Raw genomic sequence first — 25,316 nt, 5'->3', positions numbered from 1 at the left:
AATCCTCGCACGTCGTCACGCCTCGGCCACGTCCTCCTCGGTCACACTGAGTGCTTGATCGATCCGTTCCCGGGCGCCCGCGAGCTGCCGCTCGCAGGTCTTCGCCAGGGCCTCGCCGCGTTCCCACAGCGCCAGCGACTCCTCAAGCGACAGGCCGCCCGCCTCCAGCTTGCGGACCACCTCCACCAACTCGTCCCTGGCCTGCTCGTAGCCCGGCTCACTCACGTGGACAACTTCCCCAATCGGTTCTGGACGTGCACGACGACGGTCGCGACCGCCTGGTCGTAGCCGATGAACGCCTCGGCGAACTCCGCGCCGTCACCCTCGCGCACCGCGTCGTCGATGCGGTGCTCGGCGGCGGCGACGCGCCTGCGGTGCACCGAGCCGCGGCCCAGCCACCAGCGCAGGCCCGCGTAGCCGCAGGTCGCCTCGGACAGGTCGTGCAACCTGTTGATCAACGTCTGCCTGCCCGACGTGCAGCCCGCCACCAGGGACAGCCAGCAGTCGGCGGCGGCCCGGTCGGCCGACTCGGCGCGGTCGCGCACGGCGACGGCGCCCTCGTCGTCGGCGTCACCCGCGGCGGCCACCGTCAAGGGCAGGAACGTGGGCTCACGTGCCGGGTTCGGCACCGCCGCCTCCTTCTTGGGCCGTATTGCCGTCTCCGCCGGCTCGGTCGGCACCGCCGTCGCCGGCGGTGACGACCGCGTGCACCGCGCCGTCGGCCACGCGGACCCTCAGCTGCGTGCCCGGGGGAGCTTGGGACGTCGACCGGAGGACCCCGTCGACCCCGTCGGGGGTGACGAGCTGCACCACGGCGTACCCCCGCGCCAGCGTGGCGGCAGGCCCGAGGGTCGTCAAGCGCGCCGTGGTCGCGGTCAGGCCCGCGGTCTCCGAGTCGAGCCGGTTGCGCACCGCGCGCCGGGCGCGTTCCCGCAGCCGGTCCACGTCCTCCGCGCGCCGGTCCAGCGGGCCGTGCGGGTCCGACAGCGCCGGTCTCGTGCGCAGCGCGGCGAGGAGCTTGCGCTCGCGGTCCACCCAGCCGTGCAGGGCGCGGCGGCTGCGGTCGCGCAACTGGCGGATGCGCTCACCCTCCTCCGCGACGTCCGGCACGACCCGCTTGCCCGCGTCGGTGGGCGTGGAGCAGCGCACGTCGGCCACGTGGTCGACCAGCGGGGTGTCCGGCTCGTGCCCGATCGCGGACAGCACCGGCGTGCGGCACTGCGCCACCGCGCGGCACAGGGCCTCGTCGGAGAACGGCAGCAGGTCCTCCACGCTGCCGCCGCCGCGCGCCAGCACGATGACGTCCACTTCGGAGTCGCGGTCCAACGTCGACAGCGCGGTCAGGATCTGCGGCACGGCCAGCGCGCCCTGCACCGCGACGTTCACGACCCGGAACCGGGCTCCCGGCCAGCGGGCGTGCGCGTTGGTCAGCACGTCCCGCTCGGCGGCCGACGCGCGGCCCGTGATGAGGCCGATCTTGTTCGGCAGGAACGGCGGCTTGCGCTTGCGCCTCGGGTCGAACAGGCCCTCGGCGTTCAGCAGCTTGCGCAGCCGTTCGATGCGGGCCAGCAGCTCGCCGATGCCGACCTGCCGGATCTCGTCCACGCGCAGGCTCAGCGTGCCGCGGTTGGGGAAGAAGTTGGGCTTGCCGTGCACCACGACCCGGCTGCCCTCGGTGAGCTGGAGCTCGCGCACCATGCCCACGGGCGCGGTGAGCTGCATCGACATGTCCACCGACGGGTCGCGCAGGGTGAGGAACGCCGTCGCCGTGCCCGGACGGGCGCTGAGCTGCGTGACCTGGCCCTCGACCCACACGTCGCCCAGCCGGTTGATCCAGTCGAAGATCTTGCGCGCGACCGTCCGCACCGGCCACGGGTTCTCCGGGCTCGACTTCTCGACCTGCGACCTCTCGGCGCCCGTCCGCTCGGGGTTCACCGCTGCTTGGTTCACTGCTGCTTGAGGTTCGCGATGCGGCGGGTGAGCATGCCGGTGAACTCGGGCCGGGCCGCGTGCGTGCGCTCGTGCGCCAGCAACTCCTCCAGGTCCTCCGCCGTCAACGTGCGCAGACGTGCCCTGAGCTGCGCCAACGTCAGCTCGTCGTAGTTCGGCAGCACGGCGGGCGGCTCGGCGGCCAGCGCCTGCTCCTCCTCCGCCCACGGGTCGTCGGCGGTCGGCGGGACGGCGACCTCCGGCTCGTCCTCGTCGAACGTCGCCCACTCGGGTTCCTGCTCCACGGGCCGCAGCACCGACAGCACGTCGTCGCCCTTGATTGCGAGTTCCGTCACCCGCTGCTGGACCCGCATGGACAGCTGAAGGGCCTCACTGACCACGGTGACCGGGAGACCCGCGAGCTGCCGCGGGAGCTTCCGGGCCTGCTCGACGGCGGTGACCGCCAGTCCCGCGGCCAGGCGGACGGTCAGGGGCAGTGGCTTCATGCCCTACAGCCTGCCGCAGTCGGCCGTCGGATGCCTACATCCGGCACGCCGTACCCTGGAGGCCATGGACAAGCGAGTGCTCCTGGCCAAGCCGCGTGGCTACTGCGCCGGCGTGGACCGTGCCGTCGTGACCGTGGAGAAGGCGCTGGAGCAGTACGGCGCCCCGGTCTACGTGCGCAAGGAGATCGTCCACAACAAGCACGTCGTGGAGACGCTGTCCGCGCGGGGCGCGATCTTCGTCGACGAGACCGACGAGGTGCCCGAGGGCGCGCTCGTGGTGTTCTCGGCGCACGGCGTGTCGCCCGCCGTGCACCAGGAAGCGGCCGACCGGGGTCTGAAGACGATCGACGCCACCTGCCCGCTCGTGACCAAGGTGCACAACGAGGCCAAGCGCTTCGCCCGTGAGGACTACGACATCCTGCTGATCGGCCACGAAGGACACGAGGAGGTCGAGGGCACGTACGGCGAGGCACCCTCGCACATCCAGCTCGTGGACACCGCCGAGGACGTCGACAAGGTCGTGGTGCGCGATCCGTCCAAGGTGGTGTGGTTGTCGCAGACCACGCTGTCGGTGGACGAGACGATGGTGCGGGTGCGCCAGTTGCAGGACCGGTTCCCGGATCTCCAGGAGCCGCCGTCGGAGGACATCTGCTACGCGACGTCCAACCGGCAGACCGCGGTGAAGACGATGGCGCCCGAGTGCGACCTGGTGCTGGTGGTCGGGTCGAAGAACTCGTCCAACTCGGTGCGGCTGGTCGAGGTGGCGCTCCAGGCGGGCGCGAGGGCCGCGTACCTGGTCGACTACGCCCGCGAGGTCGACCCGGCGTGGCTGGAGGGCGTGACGACGGTCGGCGTGACGTCGGGCGCGTCGGTGCCGGACATCCTGGTGATGGAGCTGCTGGAGTTCCTGGCGACGCAGGGCTACGGCGACGTCGAGGAGATCACCACGGCGAACGAGAAGATCGCCTTCGCGCTGCCGCGCGAACTGCGCAAGGACATGGTCCGCTAGGACCCGGCCCGGTTCGGCCCTGCCCTGCGCGACCCGGTTCGGTTCGACCCGGCTCGGCTCGGTTCGGCTCGGTTCGGTTCGGTTCGGCTCGGTTCGTGCTGATGGAAACGCCTCCTGCTGCGCTGGTCGGCAGGGGGCGTTTCGTGCATTTCGGACCTGAAAAGCCTTGAAAAGCGTCCTCGCCGGACGGGCAGATCAGCAGGATGACCCCGACTACCTCCGGGATCTCCTGTTTCGTCGTGGGTCGGGTTCCGTGTCATCCCACCGACCTCCCTCCGGGCTACCACACGCGTCAAGGGGGCGACATCAGAAGCAGTGGGTCGTCATCAGTGGACTTCGCCCCCTTGACACCAACACCGCCTAACTAAACGGCATTGGTGTCAAGGGGGGCGTAGTCCACTGCGGGCTACGGCGTCCACTGATGTCGCTCCCCTTGACGCGTGTGGTAGCCCTTCGGGAGGTCGGTGGGACGACACGAAACCCGGACCCACAACCCAACAGGAACATTCAACGGCAGTTGGGGGTCATCCTGCTGATCTGCCCGTCCGGCGAGGACGCTGGCAATCTTTCTTTCTCTCTCTCTCTAAAACTTTCACTTCATGCTCACGCAGGGGTCCCCGCTCAGGGGAACCCTGTTTCCAACCCTACCCACCGGGTCTGACATTTCCGGGCCTCCGAAGCGGTGAGCTGCGCCGACGGTGAACTCGGTTGGCGGCGGAGGGGAGTTGGCGTTTGCTGGGACGATGAGCACCGTGCTGATCGGGGTGGAGAACGTCGCCACCCCCAAGTGGGCCCGCCGTCGGGGCGAGACGTCCGTCAGCCTGGGCAAGGCGATCAAGAGCCTGCCGTCGGCCGTGTCGATGGTGGTCCGGCTGGCCTGGCGCACCTCGCCCCGGCTCACGCTGATGGCCGGCGTGGTGCACGTGCTGTCCGGCTGCGTCACCGCGTTCGGGCTGCTCGCCACGGCCGACGTGTTCTCCGCCCTCCTCCGCGAAGGCCCCACGCCGCAACGAGTGGTCGAGGCGTTGCCCGCGTTGGCGGTGGTGGTGGGGTCGTTCGTGGTCCGAGCCCTGCTCGACACGGCGGTGGCGGCGGTCGAGAGCTCGTTGCGGCCCCGCGTCACGCGGGAGGCCAACGACGAGGTGACGGCGGTGCTCGTGCGCGCCCAGCTCCTCGCGTTCGAGGACGCCGACTTCCGCGAGCTGGCCCGCCAGGGCGGCCGGCGCGGCGTCCGCTCGCTGGAGAGCAGCCTGCGCTACCTGGCCGACCTGGTGTCCGGCGCGATCTCGCTGGTCGCGGCCGTGGTGACGGTCGGGTTCCTCAACCCGTGGCTCGCGCCCGCCCTGCTGCTGGCCGCGTTCGCCAACGCCTGGGCGTCGGCGCGGGCGTCGAAGCTGCGCTACGAGCACTTCCTCGACTCGGTGACCCGCAACACCCGCAAGGGCGTGGTGGAGGAGGTCGCCACCGACCGCGACTTCGCCCTGGAGCGGCACGCCCTGACGTTGCAGGAACGCCTGCTCGCCGAGCACCGGCGCATCGCCGAGAGCCTCATGGCCGACGAGATCCGGATGGCCCACCGCACGAACGTGGTCCGGCTGGCCGGGCGCGCGCTGGCCGGCGTCGGCACGGCCATCGCCTACGTCGTGCTCGGCGTCCTGCTGCACACCGGCGGCATGGAGCTGGCGCTGGCGGGCACGGCGGTGCTGGCCATGCGCACCGGCTTCTCGTCCCTGGCGTCCACGACCCGCGCGGTCAACTCGCTGTACGAGGACTCGTTCTACATCGACTTCTACCGCAAGCTGCTGGTCGAGGGCGCGGAACGGGCCCAGGGCAGCTCACCGGTCCAGGCGCCCGCCGACCCGGAGCGGATCACGCTGGACGACGTCACGTTCACCTACCCCGGCGCGGCCAAGCCCGCCCTGCGCAACGTGGACCTGACCGTGGCCAAGGGCGAGGTCGTCGCGCTGGTGGGGGAGAACGGGTCGGGCAAGACCACCCTGGGCAAGGTGCTGACCGGCCTGTACCCGGCGTCCTCGGGCACGGTCCGGTGGGACGACGTCGACCTGGCCGAAGCCGACCCGCACTCGGTGCACTCGTCGATCGCGGTGATCGCGCAGGACCCGGCGCAGTGGCCGATGACCGCGCGGCACAACGTGACGGTCGGCCGGCTGGAGCGCGAGGACGACGAGGCGTGGCGGGAGGCGGTGGCGAAGTCCGGCGCGGACGAGGTGCTGGCCACCCTGCCCGCGGGCCCGGACACCGTGCTGTCGCGGCAGTTCAACGACGGCCAGGACCTGTCGGGCGGGCAGTGGCAGCGGATGGGCATCGCGCGCGGCATGTACCGGGACGCGGCGGTGCTGGTGGCCGACGAGCCGACGGCCGCGCTGGACGCCAAGGCCGAGGCGCGGGTCTTCGAGGGACTGCGCGAGGCGACCGCGCGCCGCACCACGATCCTGGTGACGCACCGGCTGGCGAACATCCGCAACGCCGACCGGATCGTGGTGCTCGACCAGGGCCGGATCGTGGAGCAGGGCACGCACGAGGAGCTGATGGCGTTGCGGGGCCACTACTTCGAGCTGTTCGAGCTCCAGGCCGCCGCGTACCGGGGCGGGTTGCTGGCCTCCGACGCGGGACTGGTGAAACCGGCTTGACCCTCACGTTGCGTGAGGCTCGAAGGTGGGTCCCGTGAGTGACTACTACAACGCCTTCGAGATCAGCCCCGTGCCCGAGCCCGGCCCGGACGCGGTGGCGCCGGAGCTGTACCGCGGCATCTACGGGATGCCCGCGTTCGTGAGCATCCCGACCGACGACCTGGCGGCGTCGGTGGACTTCTGGGTCCGCGGGCTCGGGTTCTTCGAGCTGTTCGGCATCCCCGGCACGCTCGTGCACCTGCGCCGGTGGGCGTTCCAGGACGTGCTCCTCGTGGCGTCGGAGAGCGTTCCGGCGCAGGCGCCGTCGATGAGCGTCAGCTTCTCGTGCGTGCTCGACCAGGTGGACGCCGTGGTCGAGGCGTGCCGCGCGCTGCGCCCGGACTCGGTCGACGGCCCGCGGGACACGCCCTGGAACACCCGTGACGTCGAGGTGATCACCCCGGAGAACGCGCGGGTCGTGTTCACCGCGGGGAAGCCCTTCGACCCCGACAGCGAGGAGGCGCGCAACCTGGCCGCCGTCGGCATCACGCCGCCGGCCGCCGACGACAATGCGGGGCATGGGTGACACCGCGGACGCCGACGGCCTGACCGTCGGCCAGGTCTCGGCCCGGCTCGGCGTGACGGTCCGCGCGCTGCACCACTGGGACGAGATCGGCCTGGCCCGGCCGTCGCTGCGCACGGCGGCCGGGTACCGGCTCTACACCGCGGGCGACCTGGAACGGCTGCACCGCATCGTCGTCTACCGCGAGATCGGGCTGGGCCTGGACCGCATCCAGGTCGTCCTGGACGACTCGACGGCGGACGTGTCGGGCGCGTTGCGGGCACAGCGCGCCCAGGTGGCCGAGCGGATCGACCGACTCCGGCAGCTCACCGCCGGGCTGGACCGGATGATCGAGGCCCACGAGCGCGGCCTGCTGCTCACCATCGAGCAGCAGGCCGCGATCTTCGGTCCGGACTGGGACCCGGACTGGACCGCCCAGGCCCGGCAGCGCTACGGCGACACCGAGCAGTGGTCGCAGTACGCCGAACGCTCGGCCGCACGCGGCCCGGAGGAGTGGCGGGCCGTCACCGACGCCGTCGCCGCCTTCGAGCGCGACCTCGGCGACGCGATGGGCGCGGGCGTCGCGCCCGGCAGCCCGGAGGCCGACCACCTGGTCGAACGGCACCGCGAGGTGTTCGCCGCGTACTTCCCGCTGACCCGGCGGATGCAGGTCTGCCTCGGGCGCCGGTTCGAGACCGAGCCGGGCTTCGCCGCCCACTACGACGGCATCCGCCCCGGCCTGGCCGCGTGGTTCCGGCAGGTCATCGACGCGAGCGCCCGCGCCCGCGGCATCGACCCCGACACCGCGACCTGGGAGTAGGGCGCGGACCACGACCGGGCTCCGGGTGGAGGGTGCCGCCCGGCTCCCGGAGCCCGGCCGTGGGGTCTGGCATCACGCGCGGGCGCACGCTGGGGTCACGGCTGTGACCCACCCCCAATCGAGGTCACAGCCGGTGACCCGTGCGACCAGCCTGGGGCACGCCGGTACACCGCCGGTACACCGGCGGTCCAAAGCAGGGGGTCCCGGTGGTGCGGTGACTGCGCTACCTTCGGTGCCGCCCCGGCCGCCGTGGGGACGGCCGCGGCACTGGGGAGTGTGCCGAGTGCTGTTCCGGGTCCTGGGCGCGGTCGACGTCGTGCGGTCCGACGGAGCGCGGATCCCCGTCGAAGCCCGGAAACCACGCGTGCTGCTGGCCACGCTGCTGCTGCACGCGGGCGAGTGGGTGAGCGTCGAGCGGCTGGTCGAGGCGCTGTGGCCGGGAGGCGCGCCGCCGTCGGCGGAGAAGAACACCAAGACCTACGTGTGGAAGCTGCGCCGGCTGCTCGCGCAGGACCCGTCGGCCGGCGAGCGGATCGACGGCGGCCGGGGCGGCTACCGGGTCCGGGTGGCGGCCGACGAGCTGGACGCGCACCGGTTCGAGACCCTGGTCCGGACCGGTCGGCGGCACGCGGGCGCGGGGTTGCACCGGCAGGCCGCGGCGGCGTTCGCCGAGGCGGTCCGGCTGTGGCGCGGCGACCCGTTCGAGGAGCTGGTCGGGTCCGACGCGGACACCGTGCGGGCCAGGCTGGTCGAGCGGCGGTTGACCGCGTTGGAGGGGCACGCGGCGGCGTTGTCGGCGCTGGGGGCGCACGAAGAGGCGGCGGTCGCGCTCAAGGAGCTGGTCGCGCGGCACCCGTTCCGGGAACGGCTGCGCGGCGCGCTGATGACCGCGCTGTACCGGGCGGGACGGCAGGCCGAGGCGCTGGACGTCTACGACGAGGGCCGGGTGCTGCTGGACCGGGAGCTGGGCGTGCGGCCGGGTGAGGAGCTGCGGCGGCTGCACCTGGACATCCTCAACCAGGACGTGGCCCTGGAGGTCGACCGCGAGGCGGGTCCGGCGGCGTGGGTGAGCCCCGCGCAGGTGCCGGCCGCCGTCGTCGGGTTCACCGGCCGGGCCGAGCACCTGCGGCGGCTCGACCGGCTCCTGTCCCGCGCCGACGACCGGCAGCCGCCGCCGATCGCCGTCATCACCGGCACCGGCGGCGTGGGCAAGACCGCTCTGGCGGTGCACTGGGCGCACCGCGTGCGGGACCGGTTCCCCGACGGGCAGCTCTACGTCAACCTCCGCGGCTACGACCCCGACCTGCCGGTCGGCCCGGGTGACGCGTTGTCGGGCTTCCTGCGCGCGCTGGGCGTCGACTCGCGCGACATCCCGCAGGACCTGGACGAGCGGTCGGCCGCGTTCCGGTCGCTGCTGGCGGGCAGGCGGGTGCTGGTGGTGCTGGACAACGCCCGCACGGCCGCGCAGGTCCGGCCCCTGCTGCCCGGTTCGCCCGGCTGCCTGGTGCTGGTGACCAGCCGCGACTCGATGCGCGGGCTGATCGCGAAGGACGGCGCGACCCGGTTCGGGCTCGACCTGCTGCCCGCCGCCGAGGCGCACGAGCTGCTGCGCGCGTTGATCGGCGACCGGGCGGCGGCCGAACCGGGCGCGGTGGACGCCCTGGCCGAGCTGTGCGCGCGGTTGCCGCTGGCGCTGCGGCTGGCCGCGGAACTGGCCACCGGCCGGCCCGCGGCGTCGTTGGCGGAGCTGCGCCGCGAGCTGGTGCGGGAGCAGGACCGGCTGGACCGGCTCGACGACGACGCCGACCCCCACGCGGCGCTGCGGTCGGCGTTCTCGTGGTCCTACCGGCACCTGGACCCGGCGGTGGCGCGGGTGTTCCGGCTGCTGGGCGCGCACCCGTGCCACGAGCTCGGCCTGGACGCGATCGCCGCGCTGACCGGCTCGTCCGACGCCGCGGTCCGCCGGCACGTCGACGCGCTGGTCCAGGCGCACCTGGTGGAGCGCACGGCCGACGGCCGGTTCCAGATGCACGACCTGCTGCGCACCTACGCCCGCGGCCTCGCCGCCGAGGCCGACCCCGACCGGCACGCGGCGGTGCACGCCCTCGCCGTGCACTACGTGCGCACGGCGGCGGCGGCCGTGGTGCTGTTCGACCCGGTCGACCACGCCGAGCGGGGGGCGGCGCTCCCCGCGGCCGGGCTGGGCAGCCGGGACGAGGCGCTGGCGTGGCTGGAGCGTGAGCGGGCGAACCTGCTCGCGGTCGCCGAGCACGCGGCCGGGCACGGTGACGCCGCGCAGGCCGAGGAGCTGGCCGACGCGCTGTGGCGCTACTTCCACGTCCGGGGCCACCACGACGAGTCGCTGGCGCTGCACACCCACGCCCTCGCGGCGGGCCGCCGGCGGTCCGACCGCGTCGCCCAGGGGACCGCGCTCACCGGGTTCGGCGTCGCGTGCGAGCGGTTGGGGCGGTACGAGGAGGCGTTGCGCCACCACGAGCTGGCGGTCGAGGTCGGGCGGGAGACCGGTGACGTGAGCTTCACCGGCCGGGCGCTGAAGAACCTGGGCGTGGTCCTGCGCCGCCTCGGGCGGCACGAGGACGCCGAGCGCACCTTCCAGGAGTCGCTGGCCATCGCCCGGACCATCGGGAACCGCCGCGGCGAGGCGGCCGTGCTGTGCAGCCTGGCGCTGGTGCACGAGGCGTCGGGCCGGTACGAGGAGGCGCTGCGGCACATGGAGCTGGCCATGGCGGCCGTGCCGGACGTGGACAACGACCACGCGCTGGTCAACCATCTCCAGGCGAACCTGGGCCTGGTGCACCTGCGGCTGGGGCGTGTCGAGGTGGCGGAGAAGCACCTCGCCGAAGCCCTCGCGGGCGCGCGGGCGACCGGCAACCGCGACCTGGAGGCGGAGGTGCTCGACACGCTGGGGGAGCTGGCGACCGCCGCCGGCGACCCGGACCGGGCCGTCGACCACCACCAGGAGGCGTTGGCGCTGACCCGCCGCACGGGCGACCGGCACGAGGAGGCGCGTGCCCACGACGGCCTGGCCCGCGCCTACGAGGCGTGGGGCCGGCCGGACGACGCGCGCCGGCACCGGCTGCCGGCGACCCGCCGTGCCCCCGGCGGGTGGTAGGACGACACGCGGTCGTGGCGGACGCGCGCCACGGGGTGAACACGCGCGAAAAGCGGACGCCGGCTCCCTTCCCCGGCGCGCGGGAAAGGGAGCGTGATGTACCGGCGGTGATTACCGGATATCAGTACCACGCTTTGTGGTAGACGTGGTTGTCGGTGCCCTCGACGAACACGTCGATCCGGTTGGGCCCCCACGACACGGCCGCCGGGTTGTGCAGGAACACGCCGCCGAGGTTTTCCCACCCGGACCAGCCGGCGCCGTTCCACCACTTGTGCCACAGGGCGTTGTCGGTGCCCTTGGCGAACACGTCGAGCCGTCCGGCCGACCACGAGGAGACCGCCGGGCCCGCGGTGATGACGCCGCCGAGGTCTTCCCAACCCGACCACGAGGACCCGTTCCACCACTTGTGCCACAGGTGGTTGTTCATGCCCTCGACGAAGACGTCGATGCGGTTCTGGCCCCACGACACGGCCGCCGGGTTGTCGACGAACCGGCCGCCGAGGTTCTCCCAGCCCGACCAGGACGAGCCGTTCCACCACTTGTGCCACAGCGCGTTGTCGGTGCCCTTGGCGAACACGTCCAGCCGTCCGGCCGACCACGAGGACACGGCCGGACCAGCGGTGATGACGCCGCCGAGGTCTTCCCAGCCGGACCACGAGGAGCCGTTCCACCACTTGTGCCACAGGTGGTTGTCCGTGCCGCGGCCGAACAGGTCGATGCGGTTGTCCCCCCACGAGACCGCCGCCGGGTTGTCGATGACGGTGCCGCCGAGGCTCTCCCACCCCGACCAGCCGGCGCCGTTCCACCACCGGTGCCACACGGCCGAGTCGGTGCCGCGCGCGAACACGTCGAGTCGGTTCTCCGACCACGACGACACGGCCGGGCCCGCGGTGACCACACCGCCGAGGTCGGACCAGCCCGACCACTGCCTGTCCTGCGCCTGTTCCCGCGCCTGGTCCTGCGCCGGTTCGGCGACGGCCGCGGACGTGCCCGTGGAAAACAACGCCAACACCGCGGCGATCAACAATCTGGTGAATGTGACTTCCATCGGAGATTCCCCTCCAGGTCCGTTGTTTGAAAAACGCGGACAGGGGGAATCTAGCACCCGATCAAGGGTACCCAATGGCTGAAAAACTGTTGGGCCACCCCGGTCCGGGATCTCCGCAGAAATTGTGCTTCACCCGGCCGAGTGGTCACCGAAAGTCAATTCCCGGCGGTCGGCAATGCTGCTGGGCGACCCACGGTCGTGGCGGGTCGCGGCACGGCTGCTAGGCCGTCAGCTCCAGCGAGGAACCACCCCGGGCCTTGCGGACGCGCAACCGGGTGGGGATGCGCTGCCGCAGCTCCTCCACGTGCGAGACCAGGCCGACCACCCGGCCGCCCGCGCGCAGCTCGTCGAGCGTGGTCATAACCAGCTCCAGCGTCTCGGCGTCGAGCGTGCCGAAACCCTCGTCGATGAACAGCGTGTCCAGCACCGCGCCCGCCGCCACCACGTCGGCCAGGCCCAGCGCCAGCGCCAGCGACGCCAGGAACGACTCGCCGCCGGACAGCGTCTTCGCGGGCCGCTGCTGCCCCGAGTAGTCGTCCATGACGTCCAGGCCGAGCCCGCCGCGGGTGCCGCGCGGACCGGCCTCGACCGAGTGCACGAACCGGTAGCGGCCCTGGCTCATCCGCTCCAGCCGGGCGCTCGCCGCGACCGCGACCTCCTCCAGCCGCGCGGCCAGCACGTACGTGCGCAGGGTCATGCTCTTGGCGTTCTGCCCCTGGCCGTTGATCACGTCGGTCAACGCGTCCAGCTCGGCGAACTCGGCCTCCACCGGCTCCAGCCGCAGCCACGCGGCCCGCAGCCGCTCGGCCAGGTCGGCGGCGCGGGCGGCCCGCGTGCGGGCGTTGGTCAACGCGGTCGCCGCCGCCGTCGCGTGCTCGCTCGCCACCCGGAACCGCTCCTCCGCGCCCGCCACGTCCACCTCGGCGTCCGGGTCGGTGTCGGGCAGCTCGGCCAGCGTGCTCTCGGCCGCGGTCCGGGTCTTCTCCACCTCGCGGATGCGGGTCTCCAGCTCGGCCACGGCGGCAGCCGGGCGGGCCGCGGCCAAGGCGTCGGCCACGTCGGCGAACCCCTGCGCGGCGGCCAGCCGGGCGACCTCCAACCGGTGGTCGGCCAGGCGCTCCTCGTGCTCGGCGACGGCCGCCCGGCGGGTCGCCAGCGCGGTCAGCGCGTCGGCCAGGTCGCTCAGGTGCGCCCGGCGCGTCACCACGTCCGGGAAGTCGCCGCGCGCCTCCTCCAGCCGCGCGCCCCGCTCCTCGACCGCCTCGGCCAACTGCGCCCGCTGCGCGCCCGCCTCGGCCAGTTCACGTTCGAGCGCGCCACGCTGGTCGAGCGCGCGCTGCACCTTCTCCTCCAGCTCGGCCAGCTCGTTCTGCCGGATCTCCCACTGCTCGGCCTGGGCGGCCACGGACCGGTGCTCGCGCTCCAGCTCGGCGGGCGGCCGGTCGCCCAGCTGCTCGCGCAGCAGCGCCAACCGCTCCTCCAGCCGGTGCGACTCCTGCTCGGCCCGCTGCCGCCGGTCCAGCGCGACCTGGTCCTCCTCGGCGGCGCGGTCCTCGTCCACGGCCGTCACGGCGTTCAGCATCGGCTGCGCGGGCGACGGGTGCTCGGCCGAACCGCACACCGGGCACTCGTGGCCCGGCCGCAGCCGCCCGGCCAGCTCGACCGCCATGCCGTCGAGCCGTTCCCGGCGGATGCGCAGCAACGCCTCACGCGCCTTCTGCTGCGCGTCCACCGCGTCCCGCCGCGCCTCGTCCGCCTCCCGGAACGCCCGCTCCACGCGCGGCAGCTCGGCCGCCGCGGCGGCCAGGCCCGACACCTGCGGCAGCCGGGCGGCGGCCTCGGCCGACTCCTCCACCGCGGCCCGCGCGGCGGCCAGCTTCGACGGCACCTCGTCCAGCTGCGCGACCAGCGCGGCCAGCCGCTGGGACGTGGTGGCCACGTCGCGGTCGAGCTGGGCGATCCGCCGCTGGTCGGCGCGCTGCCGCTCGGCGTCGGCGGCCAGGCTGGTCAGGCCCCCGGCCTCCTCGCGCAGCCGCTCGCCGTCGCCGCGCAGGTCCGTGCCCTCGTAGCCGAGCGCGGCCACGGCGGTGGCCGCCGCCCGCTCGTGCGCGACGGCGGCGTCCAGCTCGCGTTCCAGCTTCACCGCCCGCTCCTGCGCGGGCACGACCACCGCCGCCTGCCGGGCCGCGTCACGTTCGACGACCCACGCCCGCAGGCTCGGTTCCACCTCCGCGTACCGGTCGAGGTTGCGGCGCGCCTCCCGCACCCGGCGCACCCGCTCGTGCCGCGCCCGCGCCTCCTGCCACGCCGCCTCCGCCGCGGCCCGCCGGTCCGACGCCTCCGCCGCGACCTGGTCGGCCTCGCGCTCGGCCTCGTCCAGCCGCTTGAGCAGGGAGCTCAGCCACTCCTGGTCGCCGCCGCCCTCGGGCGGATCCTCCAGCGCGACCTCGGCGACCCGCTGCACCAGGTCCCGGTGCGCCTGGCCGAGCTGCGCGAGCTCGCGCCGGCGCTCGGCCCGGCGCTCCCGGAACCACTTCTCCACGTCCAGGAACCGCTCGGTGCCGAACAGCTTCTCCAGCAGCTTCTCCCGCTCGGCGGTCTCCGCGCGCAGGAACCGCGCGAACTCGCCCTGCGGCAGCAGCACCACCTGGAAGAACTGCTCGGCGGTCATGCCCAGCAGGCCCTCGACCTCGCGGGCCACGTCGTCGATGCGGCTGTGCCCCTCGCCGGTCCACCCGCTGACCCACGTCAGCGACACCTGCGCCTGCTGCCGGGTCGCGCCGTCGCCGCGCTTCTTCGGCCGCTCGTACTCGGGGCTGCGCTTGATCCGGAACCGCCTGCCGCGCACGGTCAGCTCCAGCTCCACGTACGTCGGGGTGTCGCGGTCGGCGTAGTCGCAGCGCAGCCGCTTCACGTCACCGCGCGCGCCGGGCACCTTGCCGAACAGCGCGAACGCCACCGCGTCCAGCAGGGTCGTCTTGCCCGCGCCGGTGTCGCCGTGCAGGAGGAACAGGCCGTCCGCGCCGAGCAGGTCGAAGTCGACCTCCTCGCGCGCCGCGTACGGGCCGAACCCGCTGACCGCCAACCGGTGCAGCTTCACGACTCCCCTTCCCGGGCGGCGGCCGCGAACGCCTCGCGCAGCAGGTCCAGCTCACGCGGGTTCGGCTGGTCGCCGCGCACGTCCTCGACGAAGCAGCAGGCGATCTCCTCGTCGCTGCGGCCGCGGACCCGTTCGGCGAACCGCAGCTCGCCGGTCCGCCCGCCCTCCGGCCGCCACTCCACGTGCACCGCGTGCGGGAACCGCTGCTGGAGCCGCCGCAACGCGTCCAGCGGGCGCACCCGGTCGGTCAGCGTCACGGACAGGAAGTGGTCCTCGACCGGCTCGTGGTCCGGGTCCAGCAGCAGGTCCTCCAGCGCGCCGCTCACCGTCGACAGCGCGCGGGGCACCGGCAGCGACCGCTGTTCCACCCCGGCCAGCCCGCCCGCGTCCAGCTCGACCAGCCACACCGACTTGTGGTGCCGCGCCTCGGAGAACGAGTACGCCACCGGGCTGCCCGAGTACCGCAGGTGCTCGGCCAGCGTCTGCCGGCCGTGCAGGTGGCCCAGCGCCACGTAGTCGACCCCGGCGAACACCGAGCCCGACACGTCCTGCACCCCGCCCACCGCGATGGTGCGCTCCGACTCGCACGGCTCGCCGCCGGTCACGAACGCGTGCGCCAGCACGACCGACCGCGTGCCCGCGCGCGCCGCCAGGTCCAGCCTGATCCGGTGCATCGCCTCGGTCAGCACGCCGCCGTGGCCCTTCGCCTCCACGCCCAGCGCGTGCCGCGCCGTCTCCGGCTCCAGGAACGGGATCCCGTACACGGCCACCGGGCCGTGCGCGTCGGCGAACAGCACCGGCTCGTGCAGCTCGGCCACGCGCGTGCGCAGGTGCAGGCCGCCGGCCTCGGCGAACGCGCCCAGGAAGCCCAGCCGGGCCGCCGAGTCGTGGTTGCCGGGCGTGATCACGATCTGCGCGCCGGCCGCCCGGATCCGCTTGAGCACCCGCGAGCACACGGCGACCGCTTCCGCGTTCGGCACGGCCCGGTCGAACAGGTCACCGGCGACCACGACCACGTCCACCCGCTCGTCCGCCACGGTGTCGGCGAGGCCGCCGAGCACGGCTTCCTGCTCTTGCAGCAGGTCACGGCCGTGGAAGGTGCGTCCCACGTGCCAGTCGGACGTGTGCAGGATCAACACGACGGCCACGCTAGGGCCGGCACGCGCTCCGATCGTTCAAGCGGCTCGGCGTGTCGCTCGAACGTGTGGTCGGACACGTGTGCGCGATGATCAGGGCATGACAGCGGTCCTCAGCACGGCGGCGGTGGTCGTGGCGCTCCTGCTCGCGGGCGCGCTGGTGTTCCTGTGGCGGCTCTACCAGGACAGCGTGCGGCGCACCGACGCCGCGCTGGCCGCGGTGCAGACCGAGCGGGAACGCGGCGACGCGCAGTGGGCGGCGTTGCAGCGCTACGAGGTGGCGTTCTCCTCGGTCAGCGGTCGCGGCGAGCTCGGCGAGAAGGTGCTGGTGGAGACGGCGCGGGTGCTCGGCCTGCGCGAGGGCATCCACTTCGACCTGCAGGTGGACGTGGCGGGCGGCGGCGCGGTGCGGCCCGACCTGGTGCTCAACGTCGGCGGCGGCCGGCGGGTGCCGGTCGACGCGAAGATGAGCATGGCGACGTGGGCGGAGGCGGTGGAGACCGACGACGCGGCCGAGCGCGTGGACGCGCTGCGGGTGCACGTCCGCAACATCCGGGCGCGGGCCGCGGAGCTGGCGGGCAAGGGCTACCAGCGGTGGGCCGACGCGATCTACGGGACGATCATGTTCGTGCCCAACGACGGGGCGGTGGTCGCGGCCCTGGACACCGACCCGGAGCTGCTGCGGTGGCTGCTCGACCGGCGCGTCTTCCTGTGCGGGCCGACCGGGTTCGCGGTGATCGCGTCGGCGGCGATGTTCGCGGTGACCGACCGCGCGCTGGCCGACGACGTGGAGCAGGTCAGGGCCGCCGCGTCGCGCGCGCACCGGGCCGCGGACTCCGCCATCGACGCGGTGAACCTGTCCAGCACGCACCTCCAGCGGTTCCTGTCGGCGCGGCGGCGGGAGCTGGACGCGTTGGAGGGTTTCCGGGCGGCGGTGGAGCCGTTGAGCAACGCGTCGTCCGACGTCACGCCCCTGCCGCTGGTGCGGCGGACGGACGAGGCCGGCATCGGTGCACCCTTGGACGCCCGGGAGGCGTAATAGAGTGTGCCGGGACCGAGCCGAACTAGGAGCGTGTGCGTGACCGCTGCAACGCGTGACGACTCGCGCAGCGAGCCGGAGGACGACGAGTTCACCGCCGTCCGCTGGAACGACCGCGCCATGTTCGGCAGCTTCCGGGGTCTGCCCTGGTGGGCGGCGGTGCTCATCGCGTTCGTGGTGGCCATCGTCGGCACGTTCGTCGACGTCAGCTCGGCCGCGCAGACCGTGGGCTGGGTGTTCGCCGTCACGTTCTTCGTGGGCTGCGTCGGCGCGGTCGTGTTCGTCGAGCGGCGCTCGATGTTCGGCCCGGTCGTCCAGCCGCCGCTGGTGCTGGCGATCGTGGTGCCGATCCTGGTCGTGATGACGCAGGGCATGCCCAGCAGCGGCGGCCTGGCGTCGATCGGGTTGACGCTGGGCAAGCCGCTGATCGACGGCTTCCCGGCCATGGCGATCACGACCGCCTGCACGGTGATCATCGGCATCGTCCGGGTGACGACGCAGAAGGACCCGAACCGGCTGACCAAGGACGAGAAGCGCGAGGCCAGGCGCAAGCCGGACAAGCCGCGCCGCGCCGACCGGCCCGCCGACCGCGCCGAGAAGCCGCAGCCGGAGGACCGCCCCAAGAAGCGCCCCCGGCCGGACCGCGACGCCCCGGCCGAGCGCCGCGCCGACGCGCCCGCCGACCGCCGCCGTCCGGCCTCGCCGGCCGACGAGGACCGGCCCAAGCGCCCCCGCCCGCCGTCGGGCTCCCCGGACCGCCCCCGCCGCCCCGCCCCGCCCCGCGAAGGCGGGCGCCCCCCGCGCCGCCCCCGTCCTCGCGACGAGGACTGACCCGCCTACTCGACCACGCACGAGGGCATGGAGTCGGGTCGTCCGCGGTCGAACACCAGGACGGCGATCGGGAGCCGCGCGGCCTGGCCGACGAGCCCCGACGGCCGGTTGCGGCACAGGGTCCGCGAGGTGATCCGGTCCTGCCTGATGATCAGGGGTTCTTCCCGGGTGACCGGGATGGCGGTCAGGTCGTGATCACCGGACTCGACCACGTGGGCGACGAGCTTGCGGCCGTCGGTGGTCTCGATGACCTCCGCGGGCAGCCAGTACGGGCCGTCGGCGCTCAGGTGGCTGACGATGGAGAAGCTGTAGATCAGCGCCAGAACGGCGTAGCCGATCTTCCACGGGCGGCTCACCGGGTGGGCGTTCCGCAACAGCGGCACGGCCATGAACGACGTTGCGATGATCAGCACGGCGAACGCCGCCGGCACCAGGAAGGTGCTCAGCGCCGTGATGGCCATGATCGCGAAGAGCGCCGACCTGGCCTTCACCAGGCCCTTTCTCGCGCCGATGACCGCCAGGCCCATGCCGACCATCGCCACGACGTGCAGTGACGCGAACAGCGCGCTGACCGCCACCGCGCCGAAGTCCGCGGACTTCAGCACCACCGGCACGAGCGTGTAGTCCCAGTGGGCCATGCTCAGGATCCTGAACATCGCGACCAGGACTGGTAACGCCGTCAGCACGAGTGACATCGCACCGACGCGGTCGGCGCCCGGCTCCACCGCGGGTAACTCCCGGTCACCGGGCTCGGCCGCGGTCCGCTCGGCTGTGGTCCGCTCGGCCACCGCACGCTCGGCTGCGGCACGCTCGGCCCGGCGAGCCGCCCTCGGCTTCCTGCTCTTCCCCACCGCGCACCTCCGTTCGACACCTCACCCTCGTGGGCGTCGGGGTGTACGGCGTCGAACAGAGGTGGATCGTTACGCCTCAGCCCTCGTGGGCGAGCAGCCACCGCTTCACGTCCGCGCCCCAGCGGAAGTTGCCGATCGCGCCGCCCGTGCGGACCACCCGGTGGCACGGCACGAACAGGGTCGCCGCGTTGCGGGCGCACGCCGTGGCCGCGGCTCGGACCGCCGACGGCCGGCCCGCCAGCAGGGCGTGGTCGGCGTAGCTGACCGGCTTGCCCGCCGGGACGGTGCGCAGCGCGTCCCAGGCCCGCTGCATGAACTCGCCGCCGCGCTGCCGCACCGGGATGTCGACGATCGCCTCCACGTCACCGGCGTGGTAGGCGCGCACGGCCCTGGTCACCGCGCCCAGGTCACGGCGGTGGGCGAGGGTCGTCGGCCGCAGCGACGGCGAGACCTGCGGCAGCAGGTCGTCCACGTCCGCGGTCCAGCCGCTGGCCAGGACGGCGCCGTCCGTGGCGACGACGGCGGTGAAAGGGCTGATCGGGGTGTCGACGGTCGACACGTGGCCGGTGCTCACGCTGTCCTCCTCAAGTGCATCGCGGCGTACGAGCGCCAGGGGCGCCACGCGATGTTGTCGCTGGTCAATGGGATGTCAGGGGCGCCGAGCACGCGCATCACGACGTACGAGGCGACCTGCGGGCCGACGCCGGGGAACGCCGACAGCTCGGCGTGCAGCTCGTCCGCGTCACGGCCGACGTCGACCCGCAACGTGCCGTCGGCCAACGCCCGCGCCACCGGCGAGTCGATCGCCGAGGGCGCCGGGTACAGGTGCGTCACCGGCCCGTCCGGATGCTCCAACGCCTCGCCCCGCCCGTCGTGGCCCAGGGCCCGGAGCAGGGTTTCCGCGCCGTCGACGCTGCCCGGCAGCCGCACGCCCGGCCGGGCCAGGACCGACGGGCGCAACGCCGGGTCGGCGGACAGGAAGTCGTCCACCGCCACCGGGTCCGCGTCGAGGTCGAGCAGCCGCCGCACCCGGCTCACCGCGCTGCCCAGGTCGCGCAGGTCGGTCATCCGCAGCGAGCACGACACGTGCCCGTCCGCCGGTTCCAGCCGCACGGTCGCCTGCCCGTGCGGCAGCCGCAGCGACCGCGCGTAGGCGCCGTCCGCCACGTGCTCCACGCCCGGGATCGCGTGGGCGTGGAAGTAGGCCAGCAGGCCCGCCGCGTCGAACGGCGGCCGGTACGGCAGGCGCAGCGTGATGCGGCCCGCGGTGCCGGTCGCGGCCCGGGTCGAGCGCATCGCCGACGGCGTGCTGGCGAACACCGCCCGGATCGTGTCGTTGAACTGCCGCACGCTGGCGAAACCGGCCGCGAACGCGATGTCCGCGAACGACAGGTCGGTCGTTTCGATCAGCAACCTCGCGGAATGCGCGCGGTGCGCCCGCGCCAGCGCCAGCGGCCCGGCGCCCAGTTCCGCGGTCAGCACGCGGGTCAGGTGGCGTTCGGAGTAGCCCAGGCGTGCCGCGAGCCCCGGCACGCCCTCGCGCTCCACCACGCCGTCGGAGATCAGGCGCATGGCGCGGGCGGCCAGGTCGGCCCGCAGGTTCCACTCCGGCGAGCCCGGCACGGCGTCGGGCAGGCACCGCCGGCACGCCCGGTAGCCGGCGGACTGGGCGGCCGCCGCCGTCGGGTAGAACTCGGCGTTGCGGCGCTTCGGCGTCACGGCGGGGCAGGACGGTCGGCAGTAGATCCGGGTCGTGCGCACCGCGAGGATGAAGCACCCGTCGAAGCGGGCGTCGCGGGCGGCGACGGCCCGGTAGGCGCGTTCGTCGTCGAGGAGCATGCACCCCACTCTGCCAGCGGCGGGAGGGTTGGGCTCGCGGGAATCGGACACGGCGTTGGGAGCGCGTAGACTCACCCACCGTGAGTTTGACCCTCGGTATCGTCGGCCTGCCCAACGTCGGCAAGTCCACCCTGTTCAACGCCCTCACGCGCAACGACGTGCTGGCGGCGAACTACCCGTTCGCGACCATCGAGCCGAACGTCGGCGTGGTGCCGCTGCCGGACGCCCGCCTCGGCAAGCTGGCGGAGATCTTCGGCTCCGAGCGCGAGGTGCCGGCGGTGGTGTCGTTCGTCGACATCGCGGGCATCGTGAAGGGCGCGTCCGAAGGCGCGGGACTGGGCAACAAGTTCCTCGCCAACATCCGCGAGGCCAACGCGATCTGCCAGGTCATCCGGGTGTTCGACGACTCCGACGTGGTGCACGTCGACGGTCGCGTCGACCCGGCCGCCGACATCGAGACGATCAACACCGAGCTGATCCTGGCCGACCTCCAGACGCTGGAGAAGGCGATCCCGAGGTTGGAGAAGGAAGCCCGCACGCAGAAGGACCGCCGTCCCGCGCTGGAAGCGGCGCAGAAGGCGCGCGAGGTCCTCGACGGCGGGCGGACGCTGTTCGCCGCGCAGTCCGAAGTGGACGGCGAGCTGCTGCGCGAGCTGAGCCTGCTGACCTCGAAGCCGTTCCTGTACGTGTTCAACGCCGACGAGGGCGTGCTCACCGACGAGGCGAAGCTCAAGGAGCTGCGCGAGATGGTGGCGCCCGCGGACGCGGTGTTCCTGGACGCCAAGGTCGAGGCGGAGCTGCTGGAGCTGGACGAGGAGTCCGCCCGCGAGCTGCTGGAGTCGATCGGCCAGCACGAGCCGGGCCTGCACGCCCTCGCGCGCGCCGGCTTCCACACCCTCGGCCTCCAGACCTACCTGACCGCCGGCCCGAAGGAGTCCCGGGCCTGGACCATCCCGCAGGGCGCGACCGCCCCGCAGGCGGCCGGCGTGATCCACACGGACTTCGAGCGCGGCTTCATCAAGGCCGAGGTCGTCTCGTTCGCGGACCTGGTCGAAGCCGGCTCCATGGCCGCCGCCAAGGCCGCCGGCAAGGTCCGCATGGAGGGCAAGGACTACGTGATGGCCGACGGCGACGTGGTGGAGTTCCGCTTCAACGTCTGACCGGCGGGCACTTCGGGAGAAGCCCGGTGTAGACGCGGCCCGTTCCCGGAGTGCCACCCGGACGACGGAGACCTCGGCCTCAGGGCACGAGCGCGTCAGGGCATGAGCTTGGCCAGGTCGACGTCGATCTCGAACGGCACGGTGACGTGCAGCGAGTCGCGGAAGACGTTGGTGGCGACGTAGGTCTTGGTCGGCTCGTCCAGCTCGTAGACGTGGACGACCGGGCCGACGGCCTCGTCCTCGACCAGCCAGCAGTGCTTGATGCCGGCCGCCGCGTACTTGCGCAGCTTCACCGTGCGGTCCCGGAAGGGCGACTCGGGAGAGACGACTTCGACCACCAGCAGCACGTCGTCAGGCTCGAACCAGGTCCGGTCCGGGTCGAAGGAAGCGGAGGACACGAGGACGTCGGCCTCCGGGCGGTTGCGGGCATCCAGCCGGATCGTCATCTCCCGATCGACCTCGAAGCCGTCGGGCGCGTAATCCTCCAGCGCGACGGTCAACCTGGTGATGACGCGGGCGTGCCACGACCGTTGTGGGGCCATCATGAAAACGAGCGCTCCGTCGATCAGTTCGGTGTGCCGGGGCGCCTCGGGCAGTCGGTCCAGGTCCTCCGCGAACCAGCCTTCCTCGCGCGGTGGGCGCATCCAGTCAGGCAAGTCGGCCATGTCCTCACCGTAATGCGGTTCGGTGACTCGGGCAGCAATCACGGGTGATCGACTCGTCCACCTGGGCGTCGATCAAGAACGCCAGTCGGGGTGCCGGTGGCCGGGTAGTCGCACGAAGGCGTGGGGGCGGGCCGTCGTGGACCACTGGTCCCGGAACGGACATCGGGGCGGTGCGTTGGACGCACCGCCCCGATGTACTGTGCTGAAGGCGTCAGCGCACCTGGTTGCGGCTGTGGCGGGCCAGGGCGAAGACGCCCCCCGCGGTGGCCAGCATGCCCAGGGCGGAGACGGTGAAAACGACGATGTCGGTGGTCATGCGATTTATCCCCTTGCGTTGATCTCCCACTCGTCTTGACGTCCGGGTACCCGGTTTCGTGGCCCGACAGTCGTGTAATTCACACGATCGTGGAGGTAGGGGCAGTGGGACTGCGCACACTCGAGCAGCGCGTGCTCGCCATCGCGCCGTGGGTGCTGGGCCTGTCCCTGCTCGGGCACCTGGCGATGGTGGCGTTCCAGACGAAGATGACCATGGTCGACCTGATGGTCTACCGGAACGCCTCCCCGGAGCTGTTCACCGGCTTCCTCTACGACTGGCGGCTCAAGGAGTTCTCCGACCAGTTCGCCCTGCCCTTCACCTACCCGCCGTTCTCCGCGCTGGTCTTCGTGCCGCTGTCGTGGGTGCCGTGGGGCGTGGCCCGCTGGGTCTGGCAGCTCGCCTGCCTGGCCTGCCTGTGGTTCGTCACGCGCAAGTCGCTCCAGCTCGTCGGCAGCAACGACCCGCGCCGCGCGATGCTGTGGACCGGCCTGTTCGTGTGGGTCGAGCCGGTCCGCACCACCCTGAACTACGGGCAGATCAACCTGGTCCTGGCCGCCCTCCTGCTCGGCACGATGGTCAGCGCGCGGAACTGGAAGCAGGGCGCGGGCGTCGGGATCGCGGCCGGGTTGAAGCTCACGCCCGCGATCTCCGGCCTCTACTTCCTGGTCGTGCGCCGCTACAAGGCCGCCGCGTGGTCGATCGCCGCGTTCTTCGGCACGGTCGCGGTGGCGTACGCGATCTCGCCGAGCCTGTCGAACCAGTACTGGTTCCACCTGCTGGGTGACGCCTCGCGGGTCGGCCCGGTCGGCTCGGCGATCAACCAGTCGCTGCGCGGCGCGCTGTCCCGCACGGTCGGCTACGACATCGGCACGGGGCCGCTCTTCCTGGCCGCCGTGGCGGTCGCGGCCGTGCTCACCGGGTTCGCGCTGCACGCCTCGGTGAAGGCGCGGGACACGCTGGCGATGATCGTGTCGGTGCAGTTCCTCGGCCTGCTGGTCTCGCCGATCTCGTGGAGCCACCACTGGGTGTGGGCGGTGCCCGCGCTGATGTGGCTGCTGCACTCGGCCCGGCACCGGCTGGCGGCGGTCACCGCGGTCGCGTGGCTGGTGGCGATCGGCAGCTACCTGATCTCGTTCCTGCTCAAGGTCCAGCCGTCGATCTGGATCATCCCGCGCCCCTGGTACTACTCGGCGCTGGGCTGGGTGTACCCGGCGGTGGGCGTGCTCACGCTCGTCACGATCGCCCTCGTGCTGCGCGCGCGGGTGTCGCGGCGGTCAGAGGAAGACGTCGAGCACCCCGTCGATCTCCTCCGCGAGTGACACGTCCAGCGCGGTGATCCCGCCGCTGGAGTGCGTGGCGCACCGGAACGTGAGCGTCCGCCAGCGGATGTCGATGTCGGGGTGGTGGTTGTCGTTCTCGGCGATCTCCGCCACCCGGTTCACCACCTGGAGCGCCTGGGCGAAGCTCTCCAGCTCCACCGTGCGCACCAGCGCGGCGTCCTGGGCCCGCCACGACGGCAGCGAGGTCAGCGCGGCGGTCACCTGGTCGTCGGTCAGCAGCTCGGCCATGGCCCCGATCGTGCCACCGCGCGCGGTAAGCTGCCCGTTCGCCACGGGAGTCCGGTGCTGCGCCGGGCTGAGAGGAAGGCGCGCGAGCCTTCGACCGTACAACCTGATCCGGGTCATGCCGGTGTAGGGAGAGATGATGCTCCGTCGAGTGCTGCCCGTCGTGAGCGCGTTCGCGCTGCTCACCGCCTGCTCGGTCACCACGTCCGACGCGCCGCCGGGGGAGCGGGTCGTCACGCTGGTGACGCACGACTCGTTCGCGCTCAGCCCCGAGCTGCTGGAGAAGTTCAAGGCCGACACCGGCATCACGATCAAGCCCCTGGCCGGCGGCAGCGCGGGCGAGCTGACGAACAAGCTGGTGCTGACCAAGGACGCCCCGATCGGTGACGCCGTGTTCGGCGTCGACTCCACGTTCGCCTCGCGCGCGCTGAAGGAGGACGTGTTCGCCGAGTACGCGAGCCCCGAGGCGCAGAAGGGCGCGCAGCGCTACCAGCTCGACCCGCCGAACCGGCTGCACGCCGTGGACGTCGGCGACGTGTGCCTGAACATCGACGTCGCCGCCTTCAAGGACATCGGCGAGCCGAAGCAGCACGCCGACCTGGCCGACCCCAAGTACCGGGACATGCTCGTGGTGGAGGACCCGGCGACGTCCTCGCCGGGCCTGGCGTTCCTGCTCGGCACGATCGCCGTGTTCGGCGAGGACAACTGGCAGAACTACTGGGGTCAGCTCAAGGCCAACGGCGTGAAGGTCGTCAGCGGCTGGGAGGAGGCTTACACGCAGGACTTCTCCGGTTCCAGCGGCAAGGGGCCGCGGCCGATCGTGGTGTCCTACGCGTCGTCCCCGTCGGCGGAGATCGGGGACGACGGCACGCCGCGCACCAAGGCGCTGCCGGACACGTGCTACCGCCAGGTGGAGTACGCGGGCGTGCTGAACGGCGCGAAGAACCCCGAGGACGCCAAGAAGGTCGTGGACTTCCTGCTCGGCGAGCAGGTGCAGGCCGACGTGCCGGGGCAGATGTACGTCTACCCGTCCCGCGAGGGCGTCACGCTGCCCGAGGCGTGGACGAAGGCCGCGCCGCTGCCCGCCGACTCCCGGTCGCTGCCCGCCGCCGAGGTCGACGCGAACCGCGAGCGGTGGGTGCAGCAGTGGCGCGCGGTGGTGCAGGGCTGAGGCCGG

At 72.9% G+C, this 25,316-nt stretch carries 22 protein-coding genes; 10 read left to right on the top strand and 12 right to left on the bottom strand.

Going from position 1 to position 25,316, the window contains the following annotated elements; translation table 11 throughout:
- Positions 1-15: 15 nt before the first annotated feature.
- From ACIQMJ_RS01080 to ACIQMJ_RS01065, 4 genes are read right to left on the bottom strand one after another with little or no spacing between them, the layout of a single operon-like run.
- Positions 16-225: an exodeoxyribonuclease VII small subunit gene (locus ACIQMJ_RS01080; protein ID WP_106617365.1), complete on the bottom strand. Its 210-nt coding sequence runs from the start codon at positions 223-225 to the stop codon at positions 16-18.
- Positions 222-629 carry a sugar ABC transporter substrate-binding protein gene (locus ACIQMJ_RS01075; protein WP_499758990.1) on the bottom strand — a complete coding sequence of 136 codons (408 nt, stop codon included), beginning with the start codon at positions 627-629 and terminating at the stop codon, positions 222-224. The genes ACIQMJ_RS01080 and ACIQMJ_RS01075 overlap by 4 nt, the downstream gene beginning before the upstream one ends.
- Positions 610-1,950, bottom strand: coding sequence for an exodeoxyribonuclease VII large subunit (gene xseA, locus ACIQMJ_RS01070; protein ID WP_499758989.1), 1,341 nt, complete (start codon positions 1,948-1,950; stop codon positions 610-612). The genes ACIQMJ_RS01075 and xseA overlap by 20 nt, the downstream gene beginning before the upstream one ends.
- Positions 1,947-2,435 (bottom strand): lipid droplet-associated protein, encoded by a 489-nt coding sequence (locus ACIQMJ_RS01065; RefSeq protein WP_499758988.1) that lies wholly within the window; start codon positions 2,433-2,435, stop codon positions 1,947-1,949. Before ACIQMJ_RS01065 ends, xseA begins: the two co-directional genes overlap by 4 nt.
- Positions 2,436-2,499: 64 nt before the next feature.
- On the opposite strand from ACIQMJ_RS01065, the gene ACIQMJ_RS01060 reads away from it, so the two are divergent.
- From ACIQMJ_RS01060 to ACIQMJ_RS01040, 5 genes are all read left to right on the top strand, one after another.
- Positions 2,500-3,444 (top strand): 4-hydroxy-3-methylbut-2-enyl diphosphate reductase, encoded by a 945-nt coding sequence (locus ACIQMJ_RS01060; protein WP_499758987.1) that lies wholly within the window; start codon positions 2,500-2,502, stop codon positions 3,442-3,444.
- 743 nt (positions 3,445-4,187) lie between these two features.
- Positions 4,188-6,095, top strand: a complete 1,908-nt coding sequence (locus ACIQMJ_RS01055; protein ID WP_499758986.1) for an ABC transporter ATP-binding protein — start codon at positions 4,188-4,190, stop codon at positions 6,093-6,095.
- A 34-nt stretch (positions 6,096-6,129) separates the two neighbouring features.
- Complete coding sequence (locus tag ACIQMJ_RS01050) at positions 6,130-6,660, top strand: VOC family protein (RefSeq protein ID WP_499758985.1); 531 nt, start codon at positions 6,130-6,132, stop codon at positions 6,658-6,660.
- Positions 6,653-7,456: a MerR family transcriptional regulator gene (locus tag ACIQMJ_RS01045; protein ID WP_499758984.1), complete on the top strand. Its 804-nt coding sequence runs from the start codon at positions 6,653-6,655 to the stop codon at positions 7,454-7,456. Before ACIQMJ_RS01050 ends, ACIQMJ_RS01045 begins: the two co-directional genes overlap by 8 nt.
- A 283-nt stretch (positions 7,457-7,739) precedes the next feature.
- Positions 7,740-10,589, top strand: a complete 2,850-nt coding sequence (locus ACIQMJ_RS01040; protein WP_499758983.1) for an AfsR/SARP family transcriptional regulator — start codon at positions 7,740-7,742, stop codon at positions 10,587-10,589.
- 121 nt (positions 10,590-10,710) lie between these two features.
- Here ACIQMJ_RS01040 and ACIQMJ_RS01035 read toward each other — a convergent pair whose 3' ends face one another.
- The 3 genes from ACIQMJ_RS01035 to ACIQMJ_RS01025 all read right to left on the bottom strand — a co-directional run bounded on the left by ACIQMJ_RS01035 (position 10,711) and on the right by ACIQMJ_RS01025 (position 15,876).
- Entirely contained in the window at positions 10,711-11,637 is a 927-nt protein-coding gene (locus ACIQMJ_RS01035; protein ID WP_499758982.1) for a PLL family lectin, read from the bottom strand.
- A 220-nt stretch (positions 11,638-11,857) separates the two neighbouring features.
- Positions 11,858-14,737: an AAA family ATPase gene (locus ACIQMJ_RS01030; protein ID WP_499758981.1), complete on the bottom strand. Its 2,880-nt coding sequence runs from the start codon at positions 14,735-14,737 to the stop codon at positions 11,858-11,860.
- A complete protein-coding gene (locus ACIQMJ_RS01025; protein WP_499758980.1) occupies positions 14,734-15,876 on the bottom strand; it encodes an exonuclease SbcCD subunit D in 1,143 nt (380 codons plus the stop codon). The genes ACIQMJ_RS01030 and ACIQMJ_RS01025 overlap by 4 nt, the downstream gene beginning before the upstream one ends.
- A gap of 97 nt (positions 15,877-15,973) precedes the next feature.
- Between ACIQMJ_RS01025 and ACIQMJ_RS01020 the strand changes: the two genes are divergently transcribed.
- On the top strand, positions 15,974-16,912 hold the full coding sequence (locus ACIQMJ_RS01020; protein WP_499758979.1) for a DNA recombination protein RmuC: 939 nt from the start codon (positions 15,974-15,976) through the stop codon (positions 16,910-16,912).
- A 39-nt stretch (positions 16,913-16,951) separates the two neighbouring features.
- A complete protein-coding gene (locus ACIQMJ_RS01015; RefSeq protein WP_499758978.1) occupies positions 16,952-17,743 on the top strand; it encodes a DUF6542 domain-containing protein in 792 nt (263 codons plus the stop codon).
- 5 nt (positions 17,744-17,748) lie between these two features.
- Here ACIQMJ_RS01015 and ACIQMJ_RS01010 read toward each other — a convergent pair whose 3' ends face one another.
- From ACIQMJ_RS01010 to ACIQMJ_RS01000, 3 genes are all read right to left on the bottom strand, one after another.
- Positions 17,749-18,594 (bottom strand): hypothetical protein, encoded by an 846-nt coding sequence (locus ACIQMJ_RS01010; protein WP_499758977.1) that lies wholly within the window; start codon positions 18,592-18,594, stop codon positions 17,749-17,751.
- 76 nt (positions 18,595-18,670) lie between these two features.
- Positions 18,671-19,168: a methylated-DNA--[protein]-cysteine S-methyltransferase gene (locus tag ACIQMJ_RS01005; protein WP_499758976.1), complete on the bottom strand. Its 498-nt coding sequence runs from the start codon at positions 19,166-19,168 to the stop codon at positions 18,671-18,673.
- Positions 19,165-20,433, bottom strand: a complete 1,269-nt coding sequence (locus ACIQMJ_RS01000) for a bifunctional transcriptional activator/DNA repair enzyme AdaA (RefSeq protein WP_499758975.1) — start codon at positions 20,431-20,433, stop codon at positions 19,165-19,167. Before ACIQMJ_RS01000 ends, ACIQMJ_RS01005 begins: the two co-directional genes overlap by 4 nt.
- Positions 20,434-20,513: 80 nt before the next feature.
- Here ACIQMJ_RS01000 and ychF point away from each other — a divergent pair, with 80 nt between their 5' ends.
- Entirely contained in the window at positions 20,514-21,593 is a 1,080-nt protein-coding gene (ychF, locus tag ACIQMJ_RS00995; protein ID WP_499758974.1) for a redox-regulated ATPase YchF, read from the top strand.
- Between the two features lie 95 nt (positions 21,594-21,688).
- Here the strand turns inward: ychF and ACIQMJ_RS00990 are convergent, their stop codons facing one another.
- Complete coding sequence (locus tag ACIQMJ_RS00990; protein ID WP_499758973.1) at positions 21,689-22,258, bottom strand: Uma2 family endonuclease; 570 nt, start codon at positions 22,256-22,258, stop codon at positions 21,689-21,691.
- Positions 22,259-22,678: 420 nt separating this feature from the next.
- Between ACIQMJ_RS00990 and ACIQMJ_RS00985 the strand changes: the two genes are divergently transcribed.
- Positions 22,679-23,893, top strand: coding sequence for a mannosyltransferase (locus ACIQMJ_RS00985; protein WP_499758972.1), 1,215 nt, complete (start codon positions 22,679-22,681; stop codon positions 23,891-23,893).
- On the opposite strand, the gene ACIQMJ_RS00980 is transcribed toward ACIQMJ_RS00985, so the two are convergent.
- On the bottom strand, positions 23,849-24,142 hold the full coding sequence (locus ACIQMJ_RS00980; protein WP_499758971.1) for a 4a-hydroxytetrahydrobiopterin dehydratase: 294 nt from the start codon (positions 24,140-24,142) through the stop codon (positions 23,849-23,851). The two genes, ACIQMJ_RS00985 and ACIQMJ_RS00980, sit on opposite strands and share 45 nt — an antisense overlap.
- A gap of 136 nt (positions 24,143-24,278) precedes the next feature.
- Between ACIQMJ_RS00980 and ACIQMJ_RS00975 the strand changes: the two genes are divergently transcribed.
- Positions 24,279-25,310 (top strand): thiamine ABC transporter substrate-binding protein, encoded by a 1,032-nt coding sequence (locus ACIQMJ_RS00975; RefSeq protein ID WP_499758970.1) that lies wholly within the window; start codon positions 24,279-24,281, stop codon positions 25,308-25,310.
- Positions 25,311-25,316 lie beyond the last annotated feature (6 nt).

The organism is Actinosynnema sp. NPDC091369, assembly GCF_044757065.1.
In the GTDB taxonomy this organism is placed as follows: Bacteria; Actinomycetota; Actinomycetes; order Mycobacteriales; family Pseudonocardiaceae; genus Actinosynnema.
Note: the sequence above shows the minus strand (reverse complement) of the source record. Positions and strands in the feature narration are given on the sequence as shown.